This is a genomic window from Bradyrhizobium sp. 6(2017) (assembly GCF_011058295.2).
Taxonomy (GTDB): Bacteria; Pseudomonadota; Alphaproteobacteria; order Rhizobiales; family Xanthobacteraceae; genus Bradyrhizobium; species Bradyrhizobium septentrionale.
This window is the reverse complement of record NZ_CP049289.2, coordinates 6208322-6231011: the sequence shown is the minus strand read 5'-3', so window position 1 is coordinate 6231011 and position 22690 is coordinate 6208322. Positions and strand designations below refer to the sequence as shown.

The 22690-nt window shown below is 65.5% G+C and carries 21 protein-coding genes; 11 read left to right on the top strand and 10 right to left on the bottom strand.

Translation table 11 applies throughout. From position 1 onward, the window contains the following. Positions 1–71: 71 nt before the first annotated feature. The 4 genes from G6P99_RS29425 to G6P99_RS29410 all read right to left on the bottom strand — a co-directional run bounded on the left by G6P99_RS29425 (position 72) and on the right by G6P99_RS29410 (position 4237). Positions 72–494 (bottom strand): cupin domain-containing protein, encoded by a 423-nt coding sequence (locus G6P99_RS29425; RefSeq protein WP_029080115.1) that lies wholly within the window; start codon positions 492–494, stop codon positions 72–74. 328 nt (positions 495–822) lie between these two features. Continuing rightward, positions 823–1431, bottom strand: coding sequence for a tetratricopeptide repeat protein (locus tag G6P99_RS29420; protein WP_029080116.1), 609 nt, complete (start codon positions 1429–1431; stop codon positions 823–825). 376 nt (positions 1432–1807) lie between these two features. Next, positions 1808–3541 (bottom strand): adenylate/guanylate cyclase domain-containing protein, encoded by a 1734-nt coding sequence (locus G6P99_RS29415; protein WP_165124374.1) that lies wholly within the window; start codon positions 3539–3541, stop codon positions 1808–1810. A 141-nt stretch (positions 3542–3682) separates the two neighbouring features. Continuing rightward, complete coding sequence (locus G6P99_RS29410; protein WP_029080117.1) at positions 3683–4237, bottom strand: PAS domain-containing protein; 555 nt, start codon at positions 4235–4237, stop codon at positions 3683–3685. A gap of 504 nt (positions 4238–4741) precedes the next feature. Here G6P99_RS29410 and G6P99_RS29405 point away from each other — a divergent pair. Both G6P99_RS29405 and G6P99_RS29400 read left to right on the top strand, forming a co-directional pair. Next, on the top strand, positions 4742–5539 hold the full coding sequence (locus G6P99_RS29405) for a rhomboid family intramembrane serine protease (RefSeq protein WP_029080118.1): 798 nt from the start codon (positions 4742–4744) through the stop codon (positions 5537–5539). Between the two features lie 189 nt (positions 5540–5728). Next, positions 5729–6157 carry a CBS domain-containing protein gene (locus G6P99_RS29400; RefSeq protein WP_029080119.1) on the top strand — a complete coding sequence of 143 codons (429 nt, stop codon included), beginning with the start codon at positions 5729–5731 and terminating at the stop codon, positions 6155–6157. Between the two features lie 3 nt (positions 6158–6160). Here the strand turns inward: G6P99_RS29400 and G6P99_RS29395 are convergent, their stop codons facing one another. Continuing rightward, entirely contained in the window at positions 6161–7210 is a 1050-nt protein-coding gene (locus G6P99_RS29395) for a patatin-like phospholipase family protein (protein WP_035976625.1), read from the bottom strand. A gap of 267 nt (positions 7211–7477) precedes the next feature. Between G6P99_RS29395 and G6P99_RS29390 the strand changes: the two genes are divergently transcribed. Both G6P99_RS29390 and G6P99_RS29385 read left to right on the top strand, forming a co-directional pair. Beyond that, positions 7478–8557, top strand: a complete 1080-nt coding sequence (locus tag G6P99_RS29390; RefSeq protein WP_029080121.1) for a hypothetical protein — start codon at positions 7478–7480, stop codon at positions 8555–8557. Positions 8558–8738: 181 nt separating this feature from the next. After that, positions 8739–11222: a putative bifunctional diguanylate cyclase/phosphodiesterase gene (locus tag G6P99_RS29385; protein ID WP_051346140.1), complete on the top strand. Its 2484-nt coding sequence runs from the start codon at positions 8739–8741 to the stop codon at positions 11220–11222. A gap of 211 nt (positions 11223–11433) precedes the next feature. Here G6P99_RS29385 and G6P99_RS29380 read toward each other — a convergent pair whose 3' ends face one another. Then, complete coding sequence (locus G6P99_RS29380; protein ID WP_029080123.1) at positions 11434–11997, bottom strand: nitroreductase family protein; 564 nt, start codon at positions 11995–11997, stop codon at positions 11434–11436. Between the two features lie 83 nt (positions 11998–12080). Then, a complete protein-coding gene (thrS, locus tag G6P99_RS29375; protein ID WP_029080124.1) occupies positions 12081–14126 on the bottom strand; it encodes a threonine--tRNA ligase in 2046 nt (681 codons plus the stop codon). Positions 14127–14356: 230 nt separating this feature from the next. Here thrS and G6P99_RS29370 point away from each other — a divergent pair, with 230 nt between their 5' ends. Then, complete coding sequence (locus G6P99_RS29370) at positions 14357–15646, top strand: hypothetical protein (protein ID WP_165124371.1); 1290 nt, start codon at positions 14357–14359, stop codon at positions 15644–15646. Between the two features lie 133 nt (positions 15647–15779). After that, entirely contained in the window at positions 15780–16913 is a 1134-nt protein-coding gene (locus G6P99_RS29365) for an MFS transporter (protein ID WP_051346155.1), read from the top strand. A 40-nt stretch (positions 16914–16953) separates the two neighbouring features. On the opposite strand, the gene G6P99_RS29360 is transcribed toward G6P99_RS29365, so the two are convergent. Continuing rightward, positions 16954–17121 (bottom strand): hypothetical protein, encoded by a 168-nt coding sequence (locus G6P99_RS29360; protein WP_165124368.1) that lies wholly within the window; start codon positions 17119–17121, stop codon positions 16954–16956. A 124-nt stretch (positions 17122–17245) separates the two neighbouring features. Next, positions 17246–17557: a membrane protein insertion efficiency factor YidD gene (gene yidD, locus G6P99_RS29355; RefSeq protein ID WP_029080127.1), complete on the bottom strand. Its 312-nt coding sequence runs from the start codon at positions 17555–17557 to the stop codon at positions 17246–17248. 283 nt (positions 17558–17840) lie between these two features. Between yidD and G6P99_RS29350 the strand changes: the two genes are divergently transcribed. Beyond that, positions 17841–18758 carry a hypothetical protein gene (locus G6P99_RS29350; RefSeq protein ID WP_029080128.1) on the top strand — a complete coding sequence of 306 codons (918 nt, stop codon included), beginning with the start codon at positions 17841–17843 and terminating at the stop codon, positions 18756–18758. A 21-nt stretch (positions 18759–18779) separates the two neighbouring features. Here the strand turns inward: G6P99_RS29350 and G6P99_RS29345 are convergent, their stop codons facing one another. Beyond that, positions 18780–19226 carry an iron-sulfur cluster assembly scaffold protein gene (locus G6P99_RS29345; protein WP_029080129.1) on the bottom strand — a complete coding sequence of 149 codons (447 nt, stop codon included), beginning with the start codon at positions 19224–19226 and terminating at the stop codon, positions 18780–18782. Between the two features lie 241 nt (positions 19227–19467). Here G6P99_RS29345 and folE point away from each other — a divergent pair, with 241 nt between their 5' ends. The 4 genes from folE to G6P99_RS29325 all read left to right on the top strand — a co-directional run bounded on the left by folE (position 19468) and on the right by G6P99_RS29325 (position 22687). Further along, a complete protein-coding gene (folE, locus tag G6P99_RS29340) occupies positions 19468–20148 on the top strand; it encodes a GTP cyclohydrolase I FolE (protein WP_029080130.1) in 681 nt (226 codons plus the stop codon). 28 nt (positions 20149–20176) lie between these two features. Then, complete coding sequence (gene hisI / locus G6P99_RS29335; RefSeq protein ID WP_029080131.1) at positions 20177–20605, top strand: phosphoribosyl-AMP cyclohydrolase; 429 nt, start codon at positions 20177–20179, stop codon at positions 20603–20605. A 206-nt stretch (positions 20606–20811) separates the two neighbouring features. Continuing rightward, a complete protein-coding gene (locus G6P99_RS29330) occupies positions 20812–21423 on the top strand; it encodes a c-type cytochrome (protein ID WP_084518411.1) in 612 nt (203 codons plus the stop codon). A 49-nt stretch (positions 21424–21472) separates the two neighbouring features. Continuing rightward, positions 21473–22687: a c-type cytochrome gene (locus G6P99_RS29325; RefSeq protein ID WP_084518410.1), complete on the top strand. Its 1215-nt coding sequence runs from the start codon at positions 21473–21475 to the stop codon at positions 22685–22687. Positions 22688–22690 lie beyond the last annotated feature (3 nt).

Genomic DNA, 22690 nt, shown 5'->3' with positions numbered 1-22690 from the left:
CTGTCGGCACAATTCATGACAATCAGATGACAGAGGGTGGGGTGGCCCCAGCGAAGCGAATAATCCACATGTTACCCGGCCACGGGCACCAGGCCGTAGCGCAGCATCGTTTCCTTCATCTTCGCCGGATCGGGGGCGCCGCCGGCCATCAGCGCGGCCATCTCCTTGAAGTATTGTGGGCCCAGCGCACCGGGGCTCAGCAGGCACAGGCAGGTCGCAGGTCCGTTCGAGCGGTTGGTGAAACCGTGCACGACGCCGCGCCTGATGAAGACGGTCTCGCCGGGAGCGAGGTCGATGTCCTTGCCGTCGACCCGCCAGGTCGAGACGCCGGACAGGCCGTAGATCGTCTCGTCCCAGCTCTCGTGATAATGCGGGATCGGCATTCGTGCATTCGGCGCCAGCGTCATCTCGAACAGGTCAATGCTGCCGCCGGTCGTGTCCTTGCTCTCAAGGAATTTGAGCCGCAGCGCGCCAATATCGATCAGTTCGGGCATGGTGTCCTCGCGTGTGGTTCGCGGGCCACGATAGCGGATGGTGTGCGGCGAGGCGAATCGCGCTCGGCGGGCGTGTCAGTGTCTCGACGTATCCGTTGGATCGCGCGGAAGCTAGCCGGCGAAGACATCAATCGAAATGGCGCAATTCCGCAAAACCGGACACGCGGATGTCCGCGCACAAGCGGCGTGTCCGCCGCAACTGGTAGCCCGGATGAGCGCCAGCGACATCCGGGGCGGTCCTTCCCCGCATGTCGTGCAGCCTGTCATCGGGCGCGCACTTCGCGCGACCCGTTGGCTCATGCGGGCTACATGCTACACGCCGGCGCGCTCAGTAGACCAGATTCGTGCCCGGCGGCTTCTCCAGCGCCGCCGCCAGCGTGCGATACTCCTCGCAGCCGGTGCCACAGATCTCGGCGATGCGGCTCAGGTGGTATTGCGCCTGATCGCGGTTGCCCTGTTCGATCTGCCAGAGGCCGTAATAGTTCCACGTCAGCACGTGGTTCGGATCGGCCTTCAGCGCGCGCTCGTACCAGACTTGCGACTGCTTGTAGTCGCCGAGCTTGCGATAGGAATAGCCGATCAGATTGGCGACGTTCGGATGATCGTCGCGGCCGAGCGCGTGCAGCTGATCAATCGCGGCGGCGTAGTCGTTGCGTTCGTAGATCGTCGCATAGGCCGCGCGATAGGCGTCGCGGAATGCCGGATCGTCGAAGCCGGATTGCTTGGTCGGCTTCTTGGCCCGGTGCGTGTTCTTCCGGCCTTTATCCTGAGGATAGGACGGCGCCGGCGTGTCGTAGCTCGATCCGTAGGGATTTCCGCCGCCGCCTCCGCCTCCACCACCTCCGCCGGCCGCGACGGCAGTCTGCGGCGGAAACAGGATGATCGGCGCTGTCAGAAATGCCGCAAGCATTGCGAGCTTCATCGGTGACTTGATCATGCACACCTCCCGATTCGACGTGGACAGTCGTTGTTCAGAAGCACTAACTCCCGATCGCGGGAGACATTCCGCTCGTTCTGAAAGATTGTCCGTGACAGCCGATGCGGCAATCGCACTGTCGCTTCAGGACGTCGCGCCCGCACGTGGGTGCCGGCCGAGTGTGTTGTTCGCACCATCGAACGGCGGAGTCGAAACTAACATCGGTGTTAGAATTGCGCCGGTCGTGCGAGGTCTGTGCGAAGGGCGAGCCAGCGTCAACGCGTGTAGCCCGGATGAGCGTAGCGATATCCGGGGTCTCTCTTCGCCGCATATCGCGGAGCCTGTGATCGGGTGCGCATTCGCGCGACCCGTCGGCTCATGCGGGCGACAACCGTCGCTACTTCTGCTCCATATGCCAGGCGCCGTCCCAATCCGCGGCCGGCGGATTTTGCATGAAGCCTGCGACACGCGTCTTCATGGCGATCGACGGCCCATCGCCCGGCACCGCAGCCAGCGCGGCAGTGAAAGCTTGCTCGGCGTCATCCCAGCGCCGCTCGCGATAGGCGGCAAGACCATCCGCGTAGTGCTGTCGCAACTCGGTCTGCGCCGGCGTCAGCTCGTCCTTCTTGCCGATGATCTCGAACACTGCGACCGGCTGGCTCTGGCCCATCACGACGAGACGGTCGATCTCGCGCAGCTCGATAGTCGCGGCGCAGGCTGTGGCGGTGGCCTCCGAGATCAGGCTGCGACTGCCGTAGAACTTGTTGGCGCCTTCGAGCCGCGAGGCGAGGTTCACGGTATCGCCGAGCACCGTGTAGCTCATCATGAACTCGGAGCCGATGCTGCCGACCAGCGCCTCGCCGGTGGCGATCCCGATCCGGATATCGCAGTCGGTCGGGATCGCGCGCACGCCGAGCAGTTCGGGCAGATCCTTGCGCAGCTGGCTGACCTGGCCGATCATGTCGATGGCGGCAAGCGCGGCCAGATGGGTCTGCTCGGCCTCCTCGACGAAGGGGGCTCCCCAATAAGCCATGATGGCGTCGCCGATATACTTGTCGATGATGCCGCGATGCGCATGGACCGGCGCGGACATCGTCGACAGATAGAGGTTCATGATCTTGACGAGGCCGCTTGGCGTCACGCCTTCGCTCAGGCTGGTGAAGCCCTTCATGTCGCAGAACATCACCGTCATGATGCGGCGCTGTCCTTCGGTGGCGGCGATCGCCGGCTGTTCGAGCAGACCCTCCGCGATCCGCGGATTGATGTAGCGGCCAAAGGTCTCGCGGATGCGCTGGTTGTGGCGCAGCGTCTCGATCATGCGGTTGAAGGCGGCGGAGAGCTGGCCGATCTCGTCCTGGGTCGTGATGGCGATGGCGCCGTCGAGGCGGCCGGCCTCGACCTCGCGGGTGCCCTCCAGCAGGCGCATCACCGGGCGTGTGATGCCGCTGCCGACCAGCATTGCGAACACGAAGCCGAGGATCGCGGCAATCGCGGTGACGACGCCGGAGATGATGATCGCCCGTTGCTGGGCGGACATCACCTTGGCCGCCGCCGAGCCAACCTGCGCCAGCATGTCGGCTCGGATGCCCTCGATCCGGCTGTTGAACTCGTCGCGCAGGGCGTCGGCGCGGAGCGTGGTCTGGCGCGCGGCCGTAAAGTCCTTGGCGTCGAGCTGCTCGAGCAGCGTCTTGTTCTCCGCGTTCAAGCGCATCAGGAGGTCGTTGACGGCATTGTCGATGCGGTCATCGAGACGTCCGAGCGCGGCATTGTCGGAGGGGGTCGAGGGATCGGCGATGATCGCGTCGATCAGCACCCGCGCGGCATCCGCCTCGCGCTTGATCAGCGGCTCGATCTCGTCGAAGGTCTTGCGCGCGCTGTCGTAGCCGCTCTCTTCGCCGGGCGCCTGCATCTTCGCCATCATCATGCGTCGCATCGCCAAAGACCGCTCCAGCGCGCGGATGTTGACGCGGGCGAGATGGCCGTAGGCGGGGATGTAGCGGTTGGTGAGCTCGTCGAGGAGATGGCCGACCTGACCCGCCATCACCATCGACAGCAGCGAGGTGATCACCGCGAGGATGATGAGCCCCGTGGCGATGCCGACGATCTTCTGCCTGATCGAATTTCGAAACATGCCCGGCCCGGCCGCAGCTGTAACAAGCGGGTGTATCCCGCCGTGGCGGCGAAACAGCTAATAGAGTTCCGCGGGCTGCGGTGCAAGCGACCGGCACCCGCTATCCCGTTCTTGTCCCCGGGCCCGGTTCGGGGCGCGGGGCTAGCGCAGGCCTTCGTAGACCATCAGGCCGCGGGCGATCGCGAGCTTGCGCAGGGCCCGTGGCACAAACCGTTCCTGGGGATGCAGGTAACGCCACGAGGTCAGCACCAGGTCGCGCAGCCGGGTGACATCGTCCTCGAACGGGGCGAGCAGGCCGGTCAGGCTCGCCGGCGTATGGACGCGGGCGGTGAAGGGGAGCAGCAGCAACTCAAGATGCGCCTTGGACCCGGTCTCGGTCGTGGCGGTGACGCCGGCGATGGCCGGCAGGGTCTCTTCAACGACGCAGGTGATGATGTCTTCGATCTCGCCGCGGCTGGTATCGGTGAACAGGGCGGAAAAACTGCGGTTCTTGAGGTCGCAGCCGAGCAGGGCGGAGGTGCGTGTGCCGGCGACGCGGAACGGAAAGCGGGTTTCGCCGTCATAGGCCAGCACGAAGATGTCGGACAGCAGCTCGCGCACCGCGGACGGCTCAAACTCACTCCGGTCAGGTGCACGGGCGGTGCCGCGCTTCGCATTCCAATAAGCGAAGTACTCGCGGCTGGAGCTGTGTTTCATCTAAAGAACCTTGCCCGGCGCCTGTCTCGGCGGGACACATCTGTCCCGGTTTTGCTCAGGCGCCTTCCCTTCTCTGTTGTGCAGGGAAGGCTGTGCAGCGTCCATGCCGCGGCCGTGCTTCGGGCGGCTTATCGGCAGCTTTGTGTTGTTAACGTAAATTTAACTATGTCCTTGGCGCCCGTGGAACCTCCGAGTAGGGTCCGCGCGTTCCCGTTCGCCGGCTGCCCCAAGCGCCGGCGTGGTTGGTACACAGGTGGCGTCAAACAGCTTGGTCATCGTGCGGGGAGGGGTGGGGATGTCCTCCCGATCCCTCTGGGACACGAGAAGATCAGCCGATCAGGGAGGACGTTCTCAGCGTCCTCCCTTTTCTTTTGTCTCGAGCTCTTTTGCCTCAATTTTCGCGCCGCGCGACAGCGGGTGTCCGATTTCGGGATTGTGCACTTGCACAGTGGTGTCAAAGCCGCCTATCTCTGATTCACCGCCGCATGCGAGGTCGCCGACCCCTTGGACTCCCATCCCGAATCCCCGCTCGCGCCGCCGCCGGAGGCGCCGCGCGAGCCGATCCTGACCTTGCCGCCGGCGCTCACCGCCTACATCCTCCTGATCGCGGTGATCCATCTGCGGGTGCTGCTGCCGCCGGAGATGGAAAACTGGACCATCGACGTCTTCGGCTTCATCCCGAAGCGCTACGATTCGACGCTGCTCGACATCACCTTCCCGGGCGGCGACGGCGCCAAGGTCTGGACCTTCGTCACCTATTCGCTGCTGCATGCCAACCTCACCCACATCGCCTTCAACGTGCTGTGGCTGCTGCCGTTCGGCAGCGCGCTGGCGCGGCGCTTCGGCGCGTTGCGCTTCTTCGTCTTCATGGCGGTGACGGCGGCCGCGGGCGCGCTCGCGCACCTGCTGACCCATGAGCACGCGATCGCGCCGATGATCGGTGCATCGGCGTCGGTGTCGGGCACGATGGCGGCGGCGATCCGCTTCGCCTTCGTGAAGGGCAGCTTCCTGTCGTTCAACCGGGGCGACGCCGAGGCGGCCGCCAAAGTGCCTGCGCTGTCGCTGTGGCGGGCGCTGCGCAACGGACGGGTGCTCGCGTTCCTGGCGATCTGGTTCGGCGTCAACATCCTGTTCGGCGCCACCTCGCTGTCGCTCGGCGGTGAGGGCGCGAGCGTCGCCTGGCAGGCCCATATCGGCGGCTTCCTCGCCGGGCTATTGCTGTTCTCGCTGTTCGATCCGGTCCCGCGCGCGCGGGACGATGCTGCAGATGCGTCGTCGTTGGATCAGTCGGGGCGCGTCTGATCGCCGCTTGCGGCTCGGATCGAATTCCTCCATCATCTTTGCGACGCAGAAACAAAGCGGGCCGACAGATAGAGCCCTGCTACTGACCGCGCCCCGGAACCGAAATCGGCGCGGAACTGTTGATTGAAGACTCTGGCGAACAGGCGCGACCTCCTCGAGAGGGCCGCCGACGGATTCAGGGAGACGACAATGACGGTACGTTCCATTCTCGATGCAAAGGGCCATCAGGTGATGAGCGTCGCGCCCGGCGCGAAGCTTTCGGCCGCGGTCAAGCTGCTCGGCGAGCGCAAGATCGGTGCGGTACTGGTGATTGAGCAGGGCCGCATGGAGGGTATCCTGTCCGAGCGCGACATCGTCCGCGTTCTCAGCGAGCGCGGCGCGGGTGCGCTGGACGAGCCGGTGAGCGCGGTGATGACCAGGAAGGTCGTGAGCTGCCGCGAGTCTGACACTGTCAGCGGCCTCATGGAGGTGATGACCACCGGCAAGTTCCGCCATCTCCCTGTGGTCGAGGACGGCAAGGTGGTCGGGCTGATCTCGATCGGCGACGTCGTCAAGCGCCGCGTGCAGGAATACGAGCACGAGCAGGAAGCACTGCGCGACTACATCAAGACCGCCTGAGTGCTATTTCCCTGACGTGCCGGCGCCGGTCGACGGCGGCGCCAAGATCTCGATCGCTTCCTCGATCGCGCCGATGGCGCGCTCGGCGGCGCGGATGCCGTGGGCGATCAGGTCGTCGGCGCGGTGGAAGTCGAACCAGCCGATCTGGCCGACCCGCGGCGAGATCAGCATGTCGGGCGGATCGCCGGCGAGGCGCGCGCGGGTGATGCGGTCCTGCATGATGTTGAAGGCGTCGACCATCACGCTGGAGATCCCGGGCCGGCTGGCGCTGCCGAAAAACTCCCGTTTCACAGTGCGTTCGGCCGAGAAGAAGCGGCCGAAGCGCCGCTTCGGCGGCTCCGGTTCGATTTCTGCCTCGGCGGTCACCGCGACCGTCACTTCGGGGGCCGGGGCCGTCGCGCCGTGATTGTAGATCGTGGTCGAGTGCGCGAACACGTCGCTGGAAAGGTTCGCCGCGATCACGATCTCGGCGCCGAGCGCACGCGCGGCCGAGACCGGCACCGGGTTGACCAGCGCGCCGTCCACCAGCCAGCGGTCGCCGATCAGGACCGGTGCGAAGATGCCGGGCAGGGCGTAGGAGGCGCGCATGGCGTCGACCAGGGGCCCCTGGGTCAGCCAGATCTCGTGGCCGGTGCGGACCTCGGTCGCGACGCTTGCGAACTTGACGGCGAGGTCCTCGATCATGGATTTTCCGAGGGCGCCCTCGATCTCGGCGGCCAGTTTGGCGCCGCCGATCAGGCCGGAGCCGTTGAGGCGGATGTCGAGGTAGCCGAGCACGCTGCGCGGCTGCAGGCTGCGGGCCCATTTCTCCAAAGTGTCAATATGGCCGGCCGCATAGGCGCCGCCGACCACCGAGCCGATCGAGGTGCCGACCACGACGTTGGGGACGATGCCATGGGCGAGCAGGGTCTTGATGATGCCGATATGGGCAAAGCCGCGTGCGGCGCCGCCGCCGAGCGCAAGCCCGATCACCGGCCGGCGAACCGTTCCCAGTCCTACCTTGTCGGGGCCGTCGGAGCTCTTGTGGCCTCGGCCCATCCAGCTATCCAACACGACAAATCTCCTGCCAGCGCAAGACTAGGCCGCGCAGCAGGGCTGCGCCAGCGTCGTCCATTTTCATGGTTATTCCCCGCAGGCATAATTCATGCCCGGCCCGATCGCGGTAGGCAGGGATTGTGACTGGACCGCGACCTTACGGCTAACATCGGCTTGATCGGCCGGTTCCAAATGGGGGACGGCGGCCCCGGGACTGTGACAAAGCCTTGGACGCCCCTTGGACGAAGGCTTGAATTTGCCGCGTTTTCGTTGAAAAGCATGGTGATGACTTCGAGGGGCAACGGCATCGGCGGATGCGGGCGGGGCGCGCGGCTCCTTCCGCTGCTGGCGCTTGCGGCATTTTTGCTCGCCCTGATCCCCGCTTCCGTCTCGGCGCAATTCTTCAGCGACCGGCCGCCGCCGATTCCGCCGGCCTCAGTGCCCGAGGTGGCGCCGTCCGGCCCCGCGCTGAATCTGGCGCCGCCCTCCGGGGCCGGCTCGGGGCCCGTTCTGCCCGGTCCGCTGACCCAGCCGACCATCGTCCAGCCCTCGATTGCGACCACGCCGCCGGCGGCGGCGCCTCCGGCCGGCGCCGCGCCGACTGCGGGGCAGGCGGTGCTGTCGCTGATGGCGCGCTACGGCAAGGACCTGCCGGTGATCAATGCCGGGCTGGTGTGGCGGGTGTTCGCCGACAAGCCCGACGACAACGGCACCTACAAGCTGATCCGCGAGGAACGGGGGGCGACGCCCAACCTCGTGTTGCCGCCCGGCAATTACGTCGTCCATGTCGCGCTCGGTCTCGTCAGCGCGGTGCGCGCAGTCAGCCTGAAGTCGGAGACCGACCGCGAGTCCTTCGTGCTCCCGGCCGGGGGCCTGCGGATCGAAGGCCGGGTCGGCAGCAGCAAGATCCCGGCCAACCAGATTTCGTTCGCGATCTACAAGGGCAGCCAGTTCGACGGCTCGGATCGCGGTGCGCTGGTGCCCAACGTCGCCGCCGGCGACGTCGCGCTGCTGCCCGAGGGCACCTACTACATCATCTCCAACTATGGTGACGCCAACTCGGTGGTGCGTTCCGACATCCGTGTCGCGGCCGGCAAGCTGACCGATGTCACCGTCACCCATCGCGCGGCCGTCATCACGCTCAAGCTGGTCAGCGAGAAGGGCGGCGAGGCGCTCGCCAACACCGCATGGTCGGTGATCACGCCGGGTGGCGACGTGATCAAGGAATCGATCGGCGCGTTCCCGCGTGTCGTGCTGTCCGAAGGCGAGTATCGCGCGATCGCCAAGAACGAGGGCAAGGTGTTCGAACGTCCCTTCAACGTCGTCAACGGCGTCGATGGCGAAGTCGAGGTCGTGGCGCGTTGACGCCTGACGGGGCTGTATTTCATGCAGCTGTCATAGTCTCTAATCCGAACTAACCATCGCACGAATTTGAGCCGTCACAATCGCTCGCCGCGACGCGCGGCCTCGCTATTTTTACATGACGTTAAGCCGCGGCATGACTTGGATGCCACGGGGACTAGCGTTTGCGTGAGCGGGGCGTGCCATGATCATGGCCAACAAGAAATCAGCAACGACATCGGCCAAGTTCAATTCGGAGATGTTCGCCGACGTTCCGGTTCTGCAGCGCAAGTGGCAGGCCGCGGTCTGTCCCGGCGAAAAGCTGCCGCACTATGAGGACGTGATGCTCGGCAGCCTCGGCCGGCTCGCGGATCACATCGTGCTGCTGCGCAACGTTGACGGCGTGCTCAGCGTGTCTCACACCGGCCGCTACGTCCAGACCTGGCTGAACGATGAGCGCTGGGACATTCCGCTCAGCGCGCTGCCGCCGGACTGCGCGACCGCGTTGACCGAAGCCGCCGCGAACGCGCGCGAGAACTGCAGGCCCCATCTCGCGTCGGCGCATTGCGTGCGCGACGGCCTGGTGCGGACCTTCGACGTGCTGGCGCTGCCGACGCGGTCGCGCTGGGGCGGCATCCTGGTCGGCGTCTATGTCAACGAGCGCAATGCGCAGTACAATCTTCTCGATACGATCTTCTCGACCGCCGACGAGGGCGTGCTGTCGCTTGCCGCGATCCGCGACGCGCGGGGCGAGCCGGCCGACTTCCAGATCGTGCATCTCAACCAGGGCGCAGCAAGGCTGCTGATGCAGCCCGCGACCGAATTGCTGTGGCGCCGGCTCAGCGCCGGCGGCAATCCGCTTGCGGCGCCATTGGTGATGAACCGTCTGCGTCGATTCGTCGGAAGCGGTCCTGGCGGCCAGTTTGAGATCGACAGCGGCGATCGCTGTCTGCGGCTCGGCGTCACAGCGTTCGGCGACATGCTGTCGCTGACGGTCTCCGACGTCACCGCGTTGAAGCGGCGCGAAGAGTCGTTCCGTCTGCTGTTCGAGAACAACCCGATGCCGATGTGGGTGTTCGCCGCCGACACGATGGAATTCCTCAGCGTTAACGACGCCGCCGTTCAGCACTATGGCTACAGCCGCGACCGATTTCTTGGCATGACGCTGCGCGAGATCTGGCCGGAAGATGAGTGGAGCGTGCACAGCGCGGCGCTGCGCGAGATCGGCGACGTCTATCAATCGAGCCGCGACTGGCGGCATATCAGGGCCGACGGCACCGAGATCCACGTGCTGACCTTCGGACGCAAGGTGACCTTCGAGGGCCGCGACGGCTATCTGGTCGCGGTGGTCGACATCACCGAGCGCCGGGCCGCCGAAGCGCGGATCGCGCACATGGCGCACCATGACGGGCTCACCAATTTGCCGAACCGCGACTTCTACCAGCAGCGGCTGCGCGAGGCGCTGGAGCGGGGCCGGCCCAGCAGCAAGCGCGTTGCGGTGATGTGCCTCGATCTCGACCTGTTCAAGAACGTCAACGATTCCTTCGGGCATCCGATGGGCGACCGGCTGCTCAAGCTGGTGGCGGAGCGGCTGCGCGAGGTGGTCCGCGACGACAATGTGGCGGCCCGTCTCGGCGGCGACGAGTTCGCGGTCGTGCTTGCCGCCGACGTGTCGCCGAACGAGGCGAGCGGCTTTGCCGAACGACTGATCGACGTGCTGAGTGCGCCCTACAGGATCGACGGGCTCGAAGTCGTGGTCGGCGCCAGCATCGGTATCGCGCTTTCGCCGGGCGACGGCACGACTTCCGAAGAGTTGATTCGCAATGCCGACATGGCGTTGTACCGCGCCAAGTCCGAGGGCGGCGGCGTGCACCATTTCTTCGAACCCGAGATGGACCAGCAGGCGCAGAAGCGCCGCGACATGGAGCGCGATTTGCGCGCGGCCTTCAACAACGGCGAGTTCGAGCTGCACTACCAGCCGCTGGTCGACATCGCGGCCGACCGCATCAGCGGCTTCGAGTCGCTGTTGCGCTGGCAGCACCCGCAAAAGGGCATGGTCTCGCCCGCGGAGTTCATCCCGGTTGCGGAAGATATCGGCCTGATCGTCGCGCTCGGCGAATGGGTGCTGCGCGAAGCCTGCTCGGAGGCGATCAAGTGGCCCTCCGACGTCAAGGTCGCGGTCAATCTGTCGCCGGTGCAGTTCCGCAGCCGCCATCTGGTCCAGGCCGTGATCTCGGCGCTGGCGCATTCCGGCCTGCCGGCGCGGCGGCTCGAGCTCGAGATCACCGAGTCGGTGTTTCTGGCGGAGACCGAAGCCAACCTCGCGATCCTGCACCAGCTGCGCGAGCTCGGCGTCAGCATCTCGATGGACGATTTCGGCACCGGCTATTCCAGCCTGAGCTATCTGCGCAGCTTCCCGTTCGACAAGATCAAGATCGACCGCTCCTTCGTGAAGGATCTGGCGCGGCGCTCCGACTGCCTCGCCATCGTGCGCGCGATCTCCGGCCTCGGCCGCAGCCTCAAGATCACGACGACGGCGGAAGGGGTCGAGACAACGGACCAGCTCAACCAGCTGCGCGCCGAAGGCTGCAACGAGGTGCAGGGTTTCCTGTTCAGCGCGGCGAGGCCGGCGGGCGAGATCGCGGCGCTGCTGAGCGGCTTTGCGGCGCGCACGTCGAAGGCGGCGTAGCTGCGTTCAACTCGTCATGCCCGGGCTTGACCCGGGCATCGATCCTCTTTCGAAAGAACTTTCACGTCTTGATGGATTGCCGGGGCAAGCCCGGCAATGACGCGACCCAGCAATGACGAGGGACCTCGTAGCCCGGGTGAGCGAAGCGACACCCGGGAAGAGTGTTCCCGCATATCGCTGCGCTCATGCGGGCTACAGGGCCGCGCGCCGTTTAAAACCGCGTCACGATATCCGACAGCGCCGGGCGCGGGCGATCTTCGCTCGGTCTGGTCGGCGTGCCGATGTGGATCAGGCCGGCGAGCTTCTCGTCCGGCTTCAGGCCGAGACCGTCGAGCACGTCGCGGTCGAAGGCAAACCAGCCGGTCAGCCAGCAGGCGCCGTAGCCGAGCGCGGTCGCCGCAGTCACGATGTTCATTGCGCTGGCGCCCGCCGACAATTCCTGCTCCCACGGCGGCACCTTCGGATGCGGCTTGGTGAAGGAGACCACGCCGATTACCAGCGGCGCATCGGTCAGACGCTTCTTCTCGACCTCGATGTCGGCGGCCGGCGCGCCGGGATTCTTCCGGGCGAACACCTTTGCGATCACGTCGCCGGCGCGCGAGCGGGCATCGCCCTCGAACACGATGAAGCGCCACGGCGCAAGCTTGCCGTGGTCGGGCACGCGCGCGCCGATCGTCAAAATGGTCTCGAGCTCGGCCGCGGACGGGCCGGGCCCGGTCATCTCGCGCGGTTTCATCGAGCGGCGTGTCTTCAACAGTTCAATGGCATCGGGCACGGAAATGTCCTTCAGGGGAGTCGTGCCCCCAAGATGGGGGCACGACCAGGCCAACGAAAGCCAGTTTAGACCGATTGTGAAGATCAGGCGACGGATCGCGCCCGTTTCACGTCCGGCGGCGTCGCTTCGTCGACCAGCGCGGCGATCGCCTCGTCGGTCGGCATCACGGTCTGGCGCTCGCTGCCGAGCCGGCGGACCGAGACCGAATGCGTCTCGGCTTCCTTCTTGCCGACCACGAGCAGGGCCGGGATCTTGGCCAGCGAATGCTCGCGGACCTTGTAGTTGATCTTCTCGTTGCGCAGGTCGATCTCGACCCGCAGGCCGGCGCGGCGCGCCGCTGCCGCCACCACCTTGGCGTACTCGTCGCCTTCGGAGGTGATGGTCGTGACCACAAGCTGCGTCGGCGCCAGCCAGAGCGGGAAGTTGCCGGCATAGTGCTCGATCAGGATGCCGATGAAGCGTTCCATCGAACCGCAGATCGCGCGGTGCACCATCACCGGCGCCTTCTTCGAGCCGTCATGGTCGATGTAGAACGCGCCGAACCGCTCCGGCAGGTTGAAGTCGACCTGGGTCGTGCCGCACTGCCAGTCGCGGCCGATGGCGTCGCGCAGCACATATTCGAACTTCGGCCCGTAAAACGCGCCTTCGCCCGGATTGATCTCGGTCCGGATCCGGTTGCTGCCCTTGGCCTTGATCTCCGACAGCACGGTCGCCATCACGCGCTCGGCGTGATCCCACATCTCGTCGGTGCCGACCCGCTTCTCCGGCCGGGTCGAGAGCTTGACCGTGAGCTCGCCGTCGAAGCCGAAATCGGCATAGGTCGACAGGATCAGGTCGTTGATCTTGAGGCATTCCTCGGCGAGCTGCTGCTCGGTGCAGAACACATGGGCGTCGTCCTGGGTGAAGCCGCGCACCCGCATCAGGCCGTGCATTGCGCCCGACGGCTCGTAGCGATGCACCACGCCGAACTCGGCGAGCCGCAGCGGCAGGTCGCGATAGCTCTTCAGCCCGTGCTTGAAGATCTGCACATGGCCCGGGCAGTTCATCGGCTTCAGCGCGAACCAGCGCTTGTCCTCGGCTTCATCGCCGGCGGATTGCGCCGCGAACATGTTCTCGCGGTACCAGTCCCAGTGGCCAGACGTTTCCCACAGCGCCTTGTCGAGGATCTGCGGGGCGTTGACCTCGTTGTAGTCGCCGAGCAGCCGGCGCCGCATATAGGCGATCAGCTGCTGGAAGATGGTCCAGCCCTTCGGATGCCAGAACACCACGCCGGGGCCTTCCTCCTGGAAGTGGAACAGGTCGAGTTCGCGGCCGAGCTTGCGATGGTCGCGCTTCTCGGCTTCCTCGATCTGCTTGAGGTAAGCGTCGAGGTCTTCCTGCTTGGCGAAGGCCGTGCCGTAGATCCGGGTCAGCATCGGATTGTTGGAATCGCCGCGCCAATAGGCGCCCGCCACCTTCATCAGCTTGAAGGCGTTGCCGATCTTGCCGGTCGAGGTCATGTGCGGGCCGCGGCAGAGATCGAACCAGTCGCCCTGGAAATAGATCTTGATCGGCTCGTTGCCGGGAATCGCGTCAACCAGCTCGACCTTGAAGGCTTCGCCCTTGTCGCGGAACACCTGCTTGGTCTTCTCGCGATCCCAGACTTCCTTGGTAAACGGCTTGTCGCGGGCGATGATCTCGCGCATCCGCTTCTCGATGGCAGCAAAATCTTCCGGCGTGAACGGCTCGTTGCGGAAGAAGTCGTAGTAGAAGCCGTTCTCGATCACCGGGCCGATCGTGACCTGGGTGCCCGGCCACAGCGACTGCACGGCTTCGGCAAGCACATGCGCGGCATCGTGCCGGATCAGTTCCAGCGCGCGCGGGTCGTCGCGGTTGACCAGTTCGATCCTGGCGTCGGTTTCGATCGGATCGTTGAGATCGGCAAGCGTGCCGTCGAGCGCCATCGCGACGGTGCGCTTGGCGAGCGAGGGCGAGATGCCCCTGGCGATGTCGAGGCCGGTGGTGCCTCGGGCGAATTCGCGGGTCGCCCCGTCTGGAAAGGTGAGGGCGATCTTGTGCAAGGGTTCTGCGGGCTTGAGGTTGGAGAGGCTGTACTGGAATCCGGATTCGGATTTGGGCGTATCAGTCATCGAAGGCTCCTGGAGCTCACTCCTGCGAACGAGCGCAGGTAAGCGGGAAAGCAGCGGTATAGCAGGGGATTTGGCGCCTGCAATCCGGCAATATCAAGAAAATGGGCCTCTGGCCGCACCGAATCGAGGGGCGCTTGTCTGCGCCGGATGCCGCCCAACATTGCGACCGCGGCCATCATCGTCTAACGTCGAAAAGCCCGTTTTCCGCCATCGCGCGATCCGCAAGGTTCATGTTTTCCCGTCTCCTGTTTTTCGTGGCGTTGCTTCTGATCCCCGCCGTTTTGCGGGCGGAAGAAACACCGGTCGAGAAGGCCGGATTTGCGAAGCGGCTCACGATCTATCTTGCCAGGGGACCGGCTAACGCCTGCGGCGCCGGCTGCGATCGCTGGATCGCCATCGAAGGCGAGATCGATCGGGACGCCGCGGCGCGGATTCGTCGTTTCCTCGCCGGCGTCAAGGACACCCAGCTTCCGATCTACCTTCATTCGCCGGGCGGCAACGTCGAGCAGTCCTACGCGATCGCGCGGCTGCTGCGCGCCCGCAAGGCGGTCGCCCGGGTCGGCCGCAGCAGCGTGCCGGCATGTTCCACCGGCACGCAGGTCGATGCCGCCTGCCTGAAGATCAAGAGTGCGAAGGAGGAGGTCGAGGCCGAACTCACCACGCGCAACGCGATGTGCGTTTCGGCCTGCGCCTATCTGTTCCTGGGCGCGACCAGCCGCGAGGTGGCGCCCGATTCGGTGGTCGCGGTGCATAACTCCAAGCTGATGTTCGTGGTTCACGGGCATCCGCCGCCGCAGGTCGTCGCGGACTTCAGGCGGCGCGAGATGGTGAGCGCCGATCGCGACCGCAACGCATTCCTCGCCGCGATGGGGATCAGCCACGAACTCAGCGAGCTGATCCGGACCGTGAAATATGAGAACCTGCATGTGCTGACGCGGCCGGAGCTCTATCGATTTGGCATCGATACGCGGCCATCGCCGGAAACCCTGTGGGCGGTGGAGAAGGAAACACGGCCCTATGTGCGCAAGATCGCGCAGCAGAAGAAGGGCGACGGCAGCGCGTTCCGCATGATGGAGTGGCGCCTGCTTTGCGAGAATAAGGACCGCGGGCGGCTGATGTTCGTGCGCGAGTTCGACGAGGGCGCCGCCGGCAAGAGCACGGTGGTGATGATGGCCGGCGCCGACAAGACGGTCGCATTCGGCAGATTGCCGGCACGGTTCGGCAAATACGAAGTCTGGAGCAACGCGGTGAGCTCGGACACCGTCAAGGCGATGCTGGCGGCGCCGCATCTGCAGGTCGGCGAGAGCACACCGTCATCCGATGCCAAATCCGATCCTAAGTCTGACCCTAAGCCCGGCTTGGTGACATTCGACATCGACACCACGGGGCTGGAGCAGGGATGGACGCAGCTGTTGGCGTCGTGCCCGGCGGCAACTGCCGGCCCGAAGCCTGCGAGCGCGTTCCCGGCCGCTGTGTCGCCGAGCGTCAACGCCACGCCGGCGGCATCGCCGTCGCCGTGAGCGCAAGGGGGAGTGCAAGGCGCGCGATCGATCACGTGGCTTATCGGTCAAGTGCCATGCATTTAGATGCAGTTGCATTGATTTTGCGGTCTGCTATCAACGCGGCGTGAAACGCTTCGCTCCCACCGCATTGATGCTCGGCAATATCGTCACCGGCTGCTCGGTGCTGGCGCCGGCAGGCATGCTGGCGGAACTGTCCGGCGGGCTCGGCGTCACGATCCACACCGCGGGTCTGTTGATCACCTTCGGCGCGATCGTGCTGTGCGTGGGCTCGCCGGTGACGGCGTGGCTGACCAGCCGGGTCGAACGGCGCGCGCTGCTGACGGCGACGCTTCTGGTGCTGACGCTGACCAATGCAGCATCCGCCTTCGCGCCGGATTACAACAGTCTCCTGATCATCCGCATGGTGATGCTCGCGGTCGGCGTGCTCTACACGCCGCAGGCGGCCGGCACCGCGGCGTTGATCGTGCCGGTGGAGAGGCGCGGCAGCACGATCGCCTATATCTTCCTCGGCTGGTCACTTGCGGCTGCGATCGGGCTGCCGTTGATCACCTTCATCGCAAGCCGTTACGGTTTTCGCGCGACCTACGGCGCGATCGCGCTGACCGGGCTCGCAAGCTGCCTGCTGCTGTGGTGGCGGTTGCCCGGCGGATTGCACGGCGCGCCGGTCGACCTGAGGACCTTGGCCGATCTCGGCCGCAACCCGACCGTCATCCTGCTGCTGTCGATCACGACACTGCAGATGTCCGGCCAGTTCGTGGTGTTCACCTTCATGGGGCCGCTGCTCGCCAAATTGACCGGCGCCAATGCCGACGCTATCGGCTTCGTGTTCGGCCTCTACGGCATCTTCGGCTTCGTCGGCATCGCGATCGCAACGCGCATCGTGGATTCCTGGGGCGCCTGGAAGACCTCGGTGCTGTTCACCTGCCTGCTTCTCACCGGCGTGGCCGGCTGGGCGCTGAGCGCCGGCGCCTATGCATTGATGGCGGCCTCGGTTGCGGTGTGGGGCCTCGGTTTCGCGTCGACCAATTCGATGCAGCAGGTGCGCCTGGTCGGTGCGGCGCCGGCGCTCGCCGCGGCGTCGGTCTCGCTCAATACCTCGGTGCTGTATATCGGCCAGGCCATCGGCTCCGCGATCGGCGGATTGCTGTTCGCGCGCGAATGGCTCCTCAGTGCGGGCTACGTGGCCACGGCATTCGTCGCCGCAGCCCTTGCCGTTGTGCTCATCACGCGGCCGCGGTCGGCCGCGCGCGCTGCCGCCGAGTGAGCTTGCTGTTTCGACGCATGTCTTCGGCCGAGCCGGCGCGTCACCACTTCACGCTTTGGCTCGGCACGATGAACGCCGTCGTGCTCGGCTTGTTCGGATTGTGGGTGAAGTAGCCGTAGGCCGCGACGATCACGACCAGCAAGGCAAGCACGGCCAGCAAATCGATCTGCCTGGGATCGTGACCGTTGTCGCTGATTTTCCAGCGCATTGTTGTTTCCTCCCCAAGGGGGCAACGAAACAATGCGGCAAGTCTCGCCACAGTTCCGCCGGAACAGCTATGCGTGCCGCGTTTAGGAGCGCCGCAGCAACTCCTCAATTCTCGTTGACGCCCGTCAACCCTCGTTGACGCCGCGCCAGCGGCCATAGCGCCAGGGCAAATACCAATGCGCCCCGGGGGGCCTCGTCTGCGGGACGTTATCGATCCCGGAGGTGCCCCAGGGCTGGCAGCGCAGCAGTCTTGCCAGCGTCATCCACCCGCCGCCCCACAAGCCGAAGCGTTCGATCGCCTCATCGCCATAGACCGAGCAGGTCGGCAGATGCCGGCAGTTGTAGCCGACCAGCGGCGACAGTGTGTGCCGGTAGATCCAGATCAAGGCGCGTCCGAAGTTGCGCGGCAGGCGGCGCATGGAAGTGGCACAGTCCATGCATCGCGGATGGTGTGACGTTGAATGATCTGTCGGCGGCATACGCAAGTATGTACGTAGTCTTGCGGGGGTTCCAAGCCAAGGAACTGTTCTGTTGCAGATATTTACGCCACAGTTCGCAATTATCGCACAGCGCGGGTCGCGCTGCAGCAAAGGGCTCTATGGACGGTCCGGGTCAGCAACGCTACCGTTCTCATAACGCGCCGATGACAGAATCGCGGCGCATTGCCATGGGGCCATTGCCGCCGCTCGCGTCACCAGGGGCTTGGGGGAAGGAACCAAATTGAGGCTCGTGAACTCGCTTTCGTCGCGCAGTCGGGCGCTTATCGGCGCCGTTGCCCTTTGCTTCGCAGCTACCGGTTCCGTGACGACGCCGGGTCATTCGGCGCAGGCTGGCTCGACCCTCGAAGAACGCAAGCTGCCGATGAAGTTCAGCTGGATCGCATGCCAGCCGAATTGCCGGGGCTGGGTGTCGGCGGTCGGCATCATCACGGCCGACAGCCCCAAGGATTTCGACGAGTTCGCGCGCGGGCGCCAGCTCAGCGGCGCCACCATCGTGCTCGACTCCAGCGGCGGCTCGGTCAACGACGCGATCGCGCTCGGCCGCCGCTTCCGCGGTCTCGGCGTGCTCACCACGGTCGGCACCAGCATCGTCGATCAGGCGGCGGCGGGCGACCGCGCGAGCGTGCTGCCGGATGCCTATTGCGAATCGATGTGCGCGTTCCTGCTGTTGTCGGGCAAGACGCGCTACGTTCCGCCGGCCGCCCATGTCCGCGTGCATCAGATCTGGATGGGCGACCGCGCCGACGATGCCAAGGCCGCGAGCTACACCGCCCAGGACCTGATGATCGTCGAGCGCGATATCGGCCGCCTTGCCAAGTACACCTTCGATATGGGTGGCGCCGGTGAGCTGCTGTCGCTCGCGCTCAGCGTGCCGCCGTGGGAAGACCTGCATGAATTGTCGGCGGCCGAATTGCGGCTGACCAATCTCGTCACCACGGATGCGGTCGCCGACGTGCTGCCGCGGCAGGACAGTGCGATCCCTGTCGCCGAAGCGAAGCCGAAGAACGCCGATCGCTTCGTGAGCAGCGCGATGGAAGGTGAGGCGCCGCCGCAGGTCGCGAAGGCGACCAAGACCGCCGAGGCCGTGGTGCCGACCGGCGGCACCGCCGCGCCGGCGCCGGTCCAGCCGTCGCAGTAAGGTTTAGACTGGCAGTAGGGTCTACGCCGGCTGCTTTGCCTTGGCCTCGATCTGGCCGATCGCATCGACCACGGCATCGAAGGTCAGGAGCGTCGAGGCGTGGCGGGCCTTGTAGTCGCGCACCGGCTCGAGCAGCGCGATGTCGGCCCATTTGCCGCCCTGCGGGGGCTGACCATTTTCCTTCAGCATCTTGCGGACGGTCTCGCGCAATTCGCGCAGTTCGTCCGCCGTCGAGCCCACCACATGGCTCGCCATGATCGAGGAGGAGGCCTGTCCGAGCGCGCAGGCTTTCACGTCATGGGCGAAGTCCGTCACCACCGGGCCGTCCATCTTGAGGTCGACCTTGACGGTCGAACCGCACAATTTGGAGTGGGCGGTGGCGCTGGCGTCCGGCTCGGCCAGCCGTCCGAGGCGCGGAATATTGCCGGCCAACTCGATGATCCGCTTGTTGTAAATGTCGTTCAGCATGGGGACAGATGCCTGGTTCCGGCGGCGCCGGGCGCTCTTGGCGGCTGGGTTTCACCGTCCTATATATGGATGGCAGCGCCGGAAACATAGCCCGGCCATGCGGCCGCCGCGGCCCACCTCCGCCGCGGCGGTGCTATAACGATGGGACTCAGGCGCCCGGCGGCTCGATGATCCGCCCCGTCTGCCCGGTGACACATCCGGCCCCGAGGGCAAATGCCAGGGCCGGTCGAACGGAGAAGACATGGACGCCTTGATCAAATCGATCCGCCCCAACAAGCCGACCGACGCGAAAGCCAGCGAGCTCGACCCCTCAGAATTCATGGCGGCGGCCGTCCGTGCCGACCAGCTGCGCCCGTCGCGGGCAGAGGCCGAGGAGGCCGTGAAGACGCTGCTCAGCTATATCGGCGAGAATACGGGCCGCGAGGGCCTGCTCGACACGCCGCGTCGTGTCGTCGAGGCCTATGACGAGCTCTATCAGGGCTATCATCAATGCCCGGCCGAAGTGCTGAACCGCACCTTCGGTGAGACCGCGGGTTACGACGATTTCGTCCTCGTCCGCGACATCGAATTCACCTCGCAGTGCGAGCATCACATGATGCCGTTCTACGGCAGGGCGCATATCGCCTACACGCCGGTGGAGCGCGTCGTGGGTCTCTCCAAGCTGGCGCGGTTGACCGACATTTTCGCCCGCCGCCTGCAGACCCAGGAGCATCTCACCGCCCAGGTCGCGGCTGCGATCGACGAGGTCCTGAAGCCGCGCGGCGTTGCGGTGCTGATCGAGGCGGAGCATACCTGCATGTCGGTGCGCGGCGTCGCCAAGCACGGCGCATCGACCTTCACCAGCCGCTTCACCGGCATGTTCCGCGACAATCCGGCCGAGCAGCAGCGTTTCCTGTCCCTGGTGCGAGGACCGAGCCGGTAACCTCGCGTTTTCTTAAGCGAGGTTTTCCGTGTCCGCATCGAGCCACGATCACGACCGCGAAGAGGGGCTGGACTTCCAGCCCAAATTCGACGCGGCAGGTCTCGTGACCTGCGTCGCGACCGATGTCGCGACCGGTGATGTGCTGATGGTCGCGCACATGAACGACGAAGCCCTGCGCAAGACGATCGCGACCGGCGAAGGCTGGTACTACAGCCGCTCGCGCAATGCGCTGTGGCGCAAGGGCGAGAGCTCGGGCCAGACCCAGCGCGTGGTCGAGATCCGGATGGATTGCGATCAGGACGCGGTGTGGCTCAAGGTCGAGCAGATCGGCGCGGCCTGCCACACCGGACGGCGCTCCTGCTTCTATCGCGCGGTGAAGGGCGAGGGCGGCGAAGTCAGCCTGTCCTTTGTCGATGCCGAGCGGTTGTTCGATCCGGCGCAGGTCTATCGCAAATAGAGCGTTGATCTAAATCAAATGCGATGCGTCGAAGTGGTGCACTTCGTTGCCTCCTGCTCGGCCGTGTGCAAGTAATTGCGCATCGTCGTCGCGCTGGGGGATGAACTGTGGCGCACCGTCCGATACCGTTTTTTGCGTTTATCGCTTGGGTTGTGTTGCCGATCGGTATCGCGCAATCGCAAACGGCGGAGCGTGCGCCGGATACGATGGCCGCGCGCGTCCTCGCCTGCGCGCCCTGTCACGGCGCTGAAGGCGAGGGCACCAGCGACGTTTATTTCCCGCGGCTGGCCGGCAAGCCGGCGGGCTATCTCTACAATCAGCTGATCGCGTTCAGGGATGGACGGCGGAAATATCCGCCGATGAACTACCTGCTGGAATTTCAGACCGACGATTACCTGAAGAAGATCGCCGAGTATTTTGCCTCGCTCAGGCCGCCATTTCCGCCGCCGGTCCCGCCGGTCGACAGCAAGGAGATTCTGGCGCGCGGCGAATCGATCGTGAAGAACGGCGATCCGCAGCACGGCATTCCACCCTGTGCGGCCTGTCATGGTGCTACGTTGGGCGGGATGGAGCCCGGCATTCCCGGACTGTTGGGCCTGCGCGCGGCCTATATCAGCGGCCAGCTCGGCGGCTGGCGTTACGGCACGCGGACGGCGCTCGCTCCCGATTGCATGCAGATCGTCGCAGGCCTCCTGACCGAGGACGACGTGAAGGCGGTGGCCGCCTATTTGTCATCGCGGCCGGCACCAGCCGATCCGTCCTTCGCGCCGCGAGGCAGCCTTCCGATGCCGCTCGAATGCGGCAGCGAACCGCACTGAAGGGATCGTGCCGATGTCGCGAACCTCCACAGGACTGCTTGTCGGGCTGATGCTGGCGCTGTCGCCGATCGCGGCATTGGCGCAGCAGAAGGCAGCCGATCCGGCCGTCATCGCCAAGGGCGAGTATCTCGCGCGTGCCGGCGATTGCATCGCCTGCCATACCGCGCGCGAAGGCAAGACCTTCGCCGGCGGCCTTCCGATGAAGACGCCGTTCGGCACGCTCTACACCTCGAACATCACCCCCGACCCGCAGACCGGGATCGGCACGTGGACGTCCGACCAGTTCTACCAGATGATGCACAATGGCCGCTTCCCCGATGGCGGCCTGGTCTATCCGGCGATGCCGTTCGCCTCCTATACCAAGGTGACGCGCGAGGACAGCGACGCGATTTACGCCTATCTGCGCACCGTGCCGCCGGTCAAGCAGCTCAACAAGCCACATGACCTGACCTTCCCGTTCAACAACCGCTCGCTGATCCTCGGCTGGCGCACGCTGTACTTCAGGGAAGGCGAGTTCAAGCCGGATCCGACCAAATCCGCGGAGTGGAACAGGGGCGCCTATCTGGTCGAGGGCCTTGGCCACTGCGGCATGTGCCACACCGCGATCAATGCGCTCGGCGGCAGCTCGCAGTCGCAGGCCTTCGAAGGCGGCCTGATCCCGATGCAGAACTGGTACGCCCCATCCTTGACCTCGAACAAGGAGGCCGGACTCGGTGACTGGTCGCTCGAGGAGATCGTCGACTATCTGCGCAAGGGCGTCTCCGCCAAGGGCGCGGTGTACGGCCCGATGGCCGAGGTCGTCTACAACAGCCTGCAATATCTCAATGACGACGACGTGCGCGCGATGGCGATCTATCTGAAGGGCCTTGCGCAGGGTACGTCGCCGGAGAAGGCGTCCACGCCGCTGCCGACAGCCGAGAGCAGCCTGCTGCTCTCCTTCGGCAAGCAGCTCTACGACCGCGAATGCGCCAACTGCCATGGCGCGACCGGGCTGGGGATGCCGCCGGACTATCCGCCGCTCGCCGGCAACCAGTCGATCCAGATGGTCTCGGCGGTCAACGCGATCCGGATGGTGCTCAATGGCGGCTATCCGCCGGGCACAGCAGGCAATCCGATGCCCCACGGTATGCCGCCGTTCGCGCAGAAGCTGTCGGACGACGAAGTCGCGGCCGTCGTGACCTACATTCGAACGGCCTGGGGCAATCGCGGCGAGCCGGTGTCGGCGCGGCAGGCCAACGAACTGCGTGCGGCAACGCTGAACTAGAGG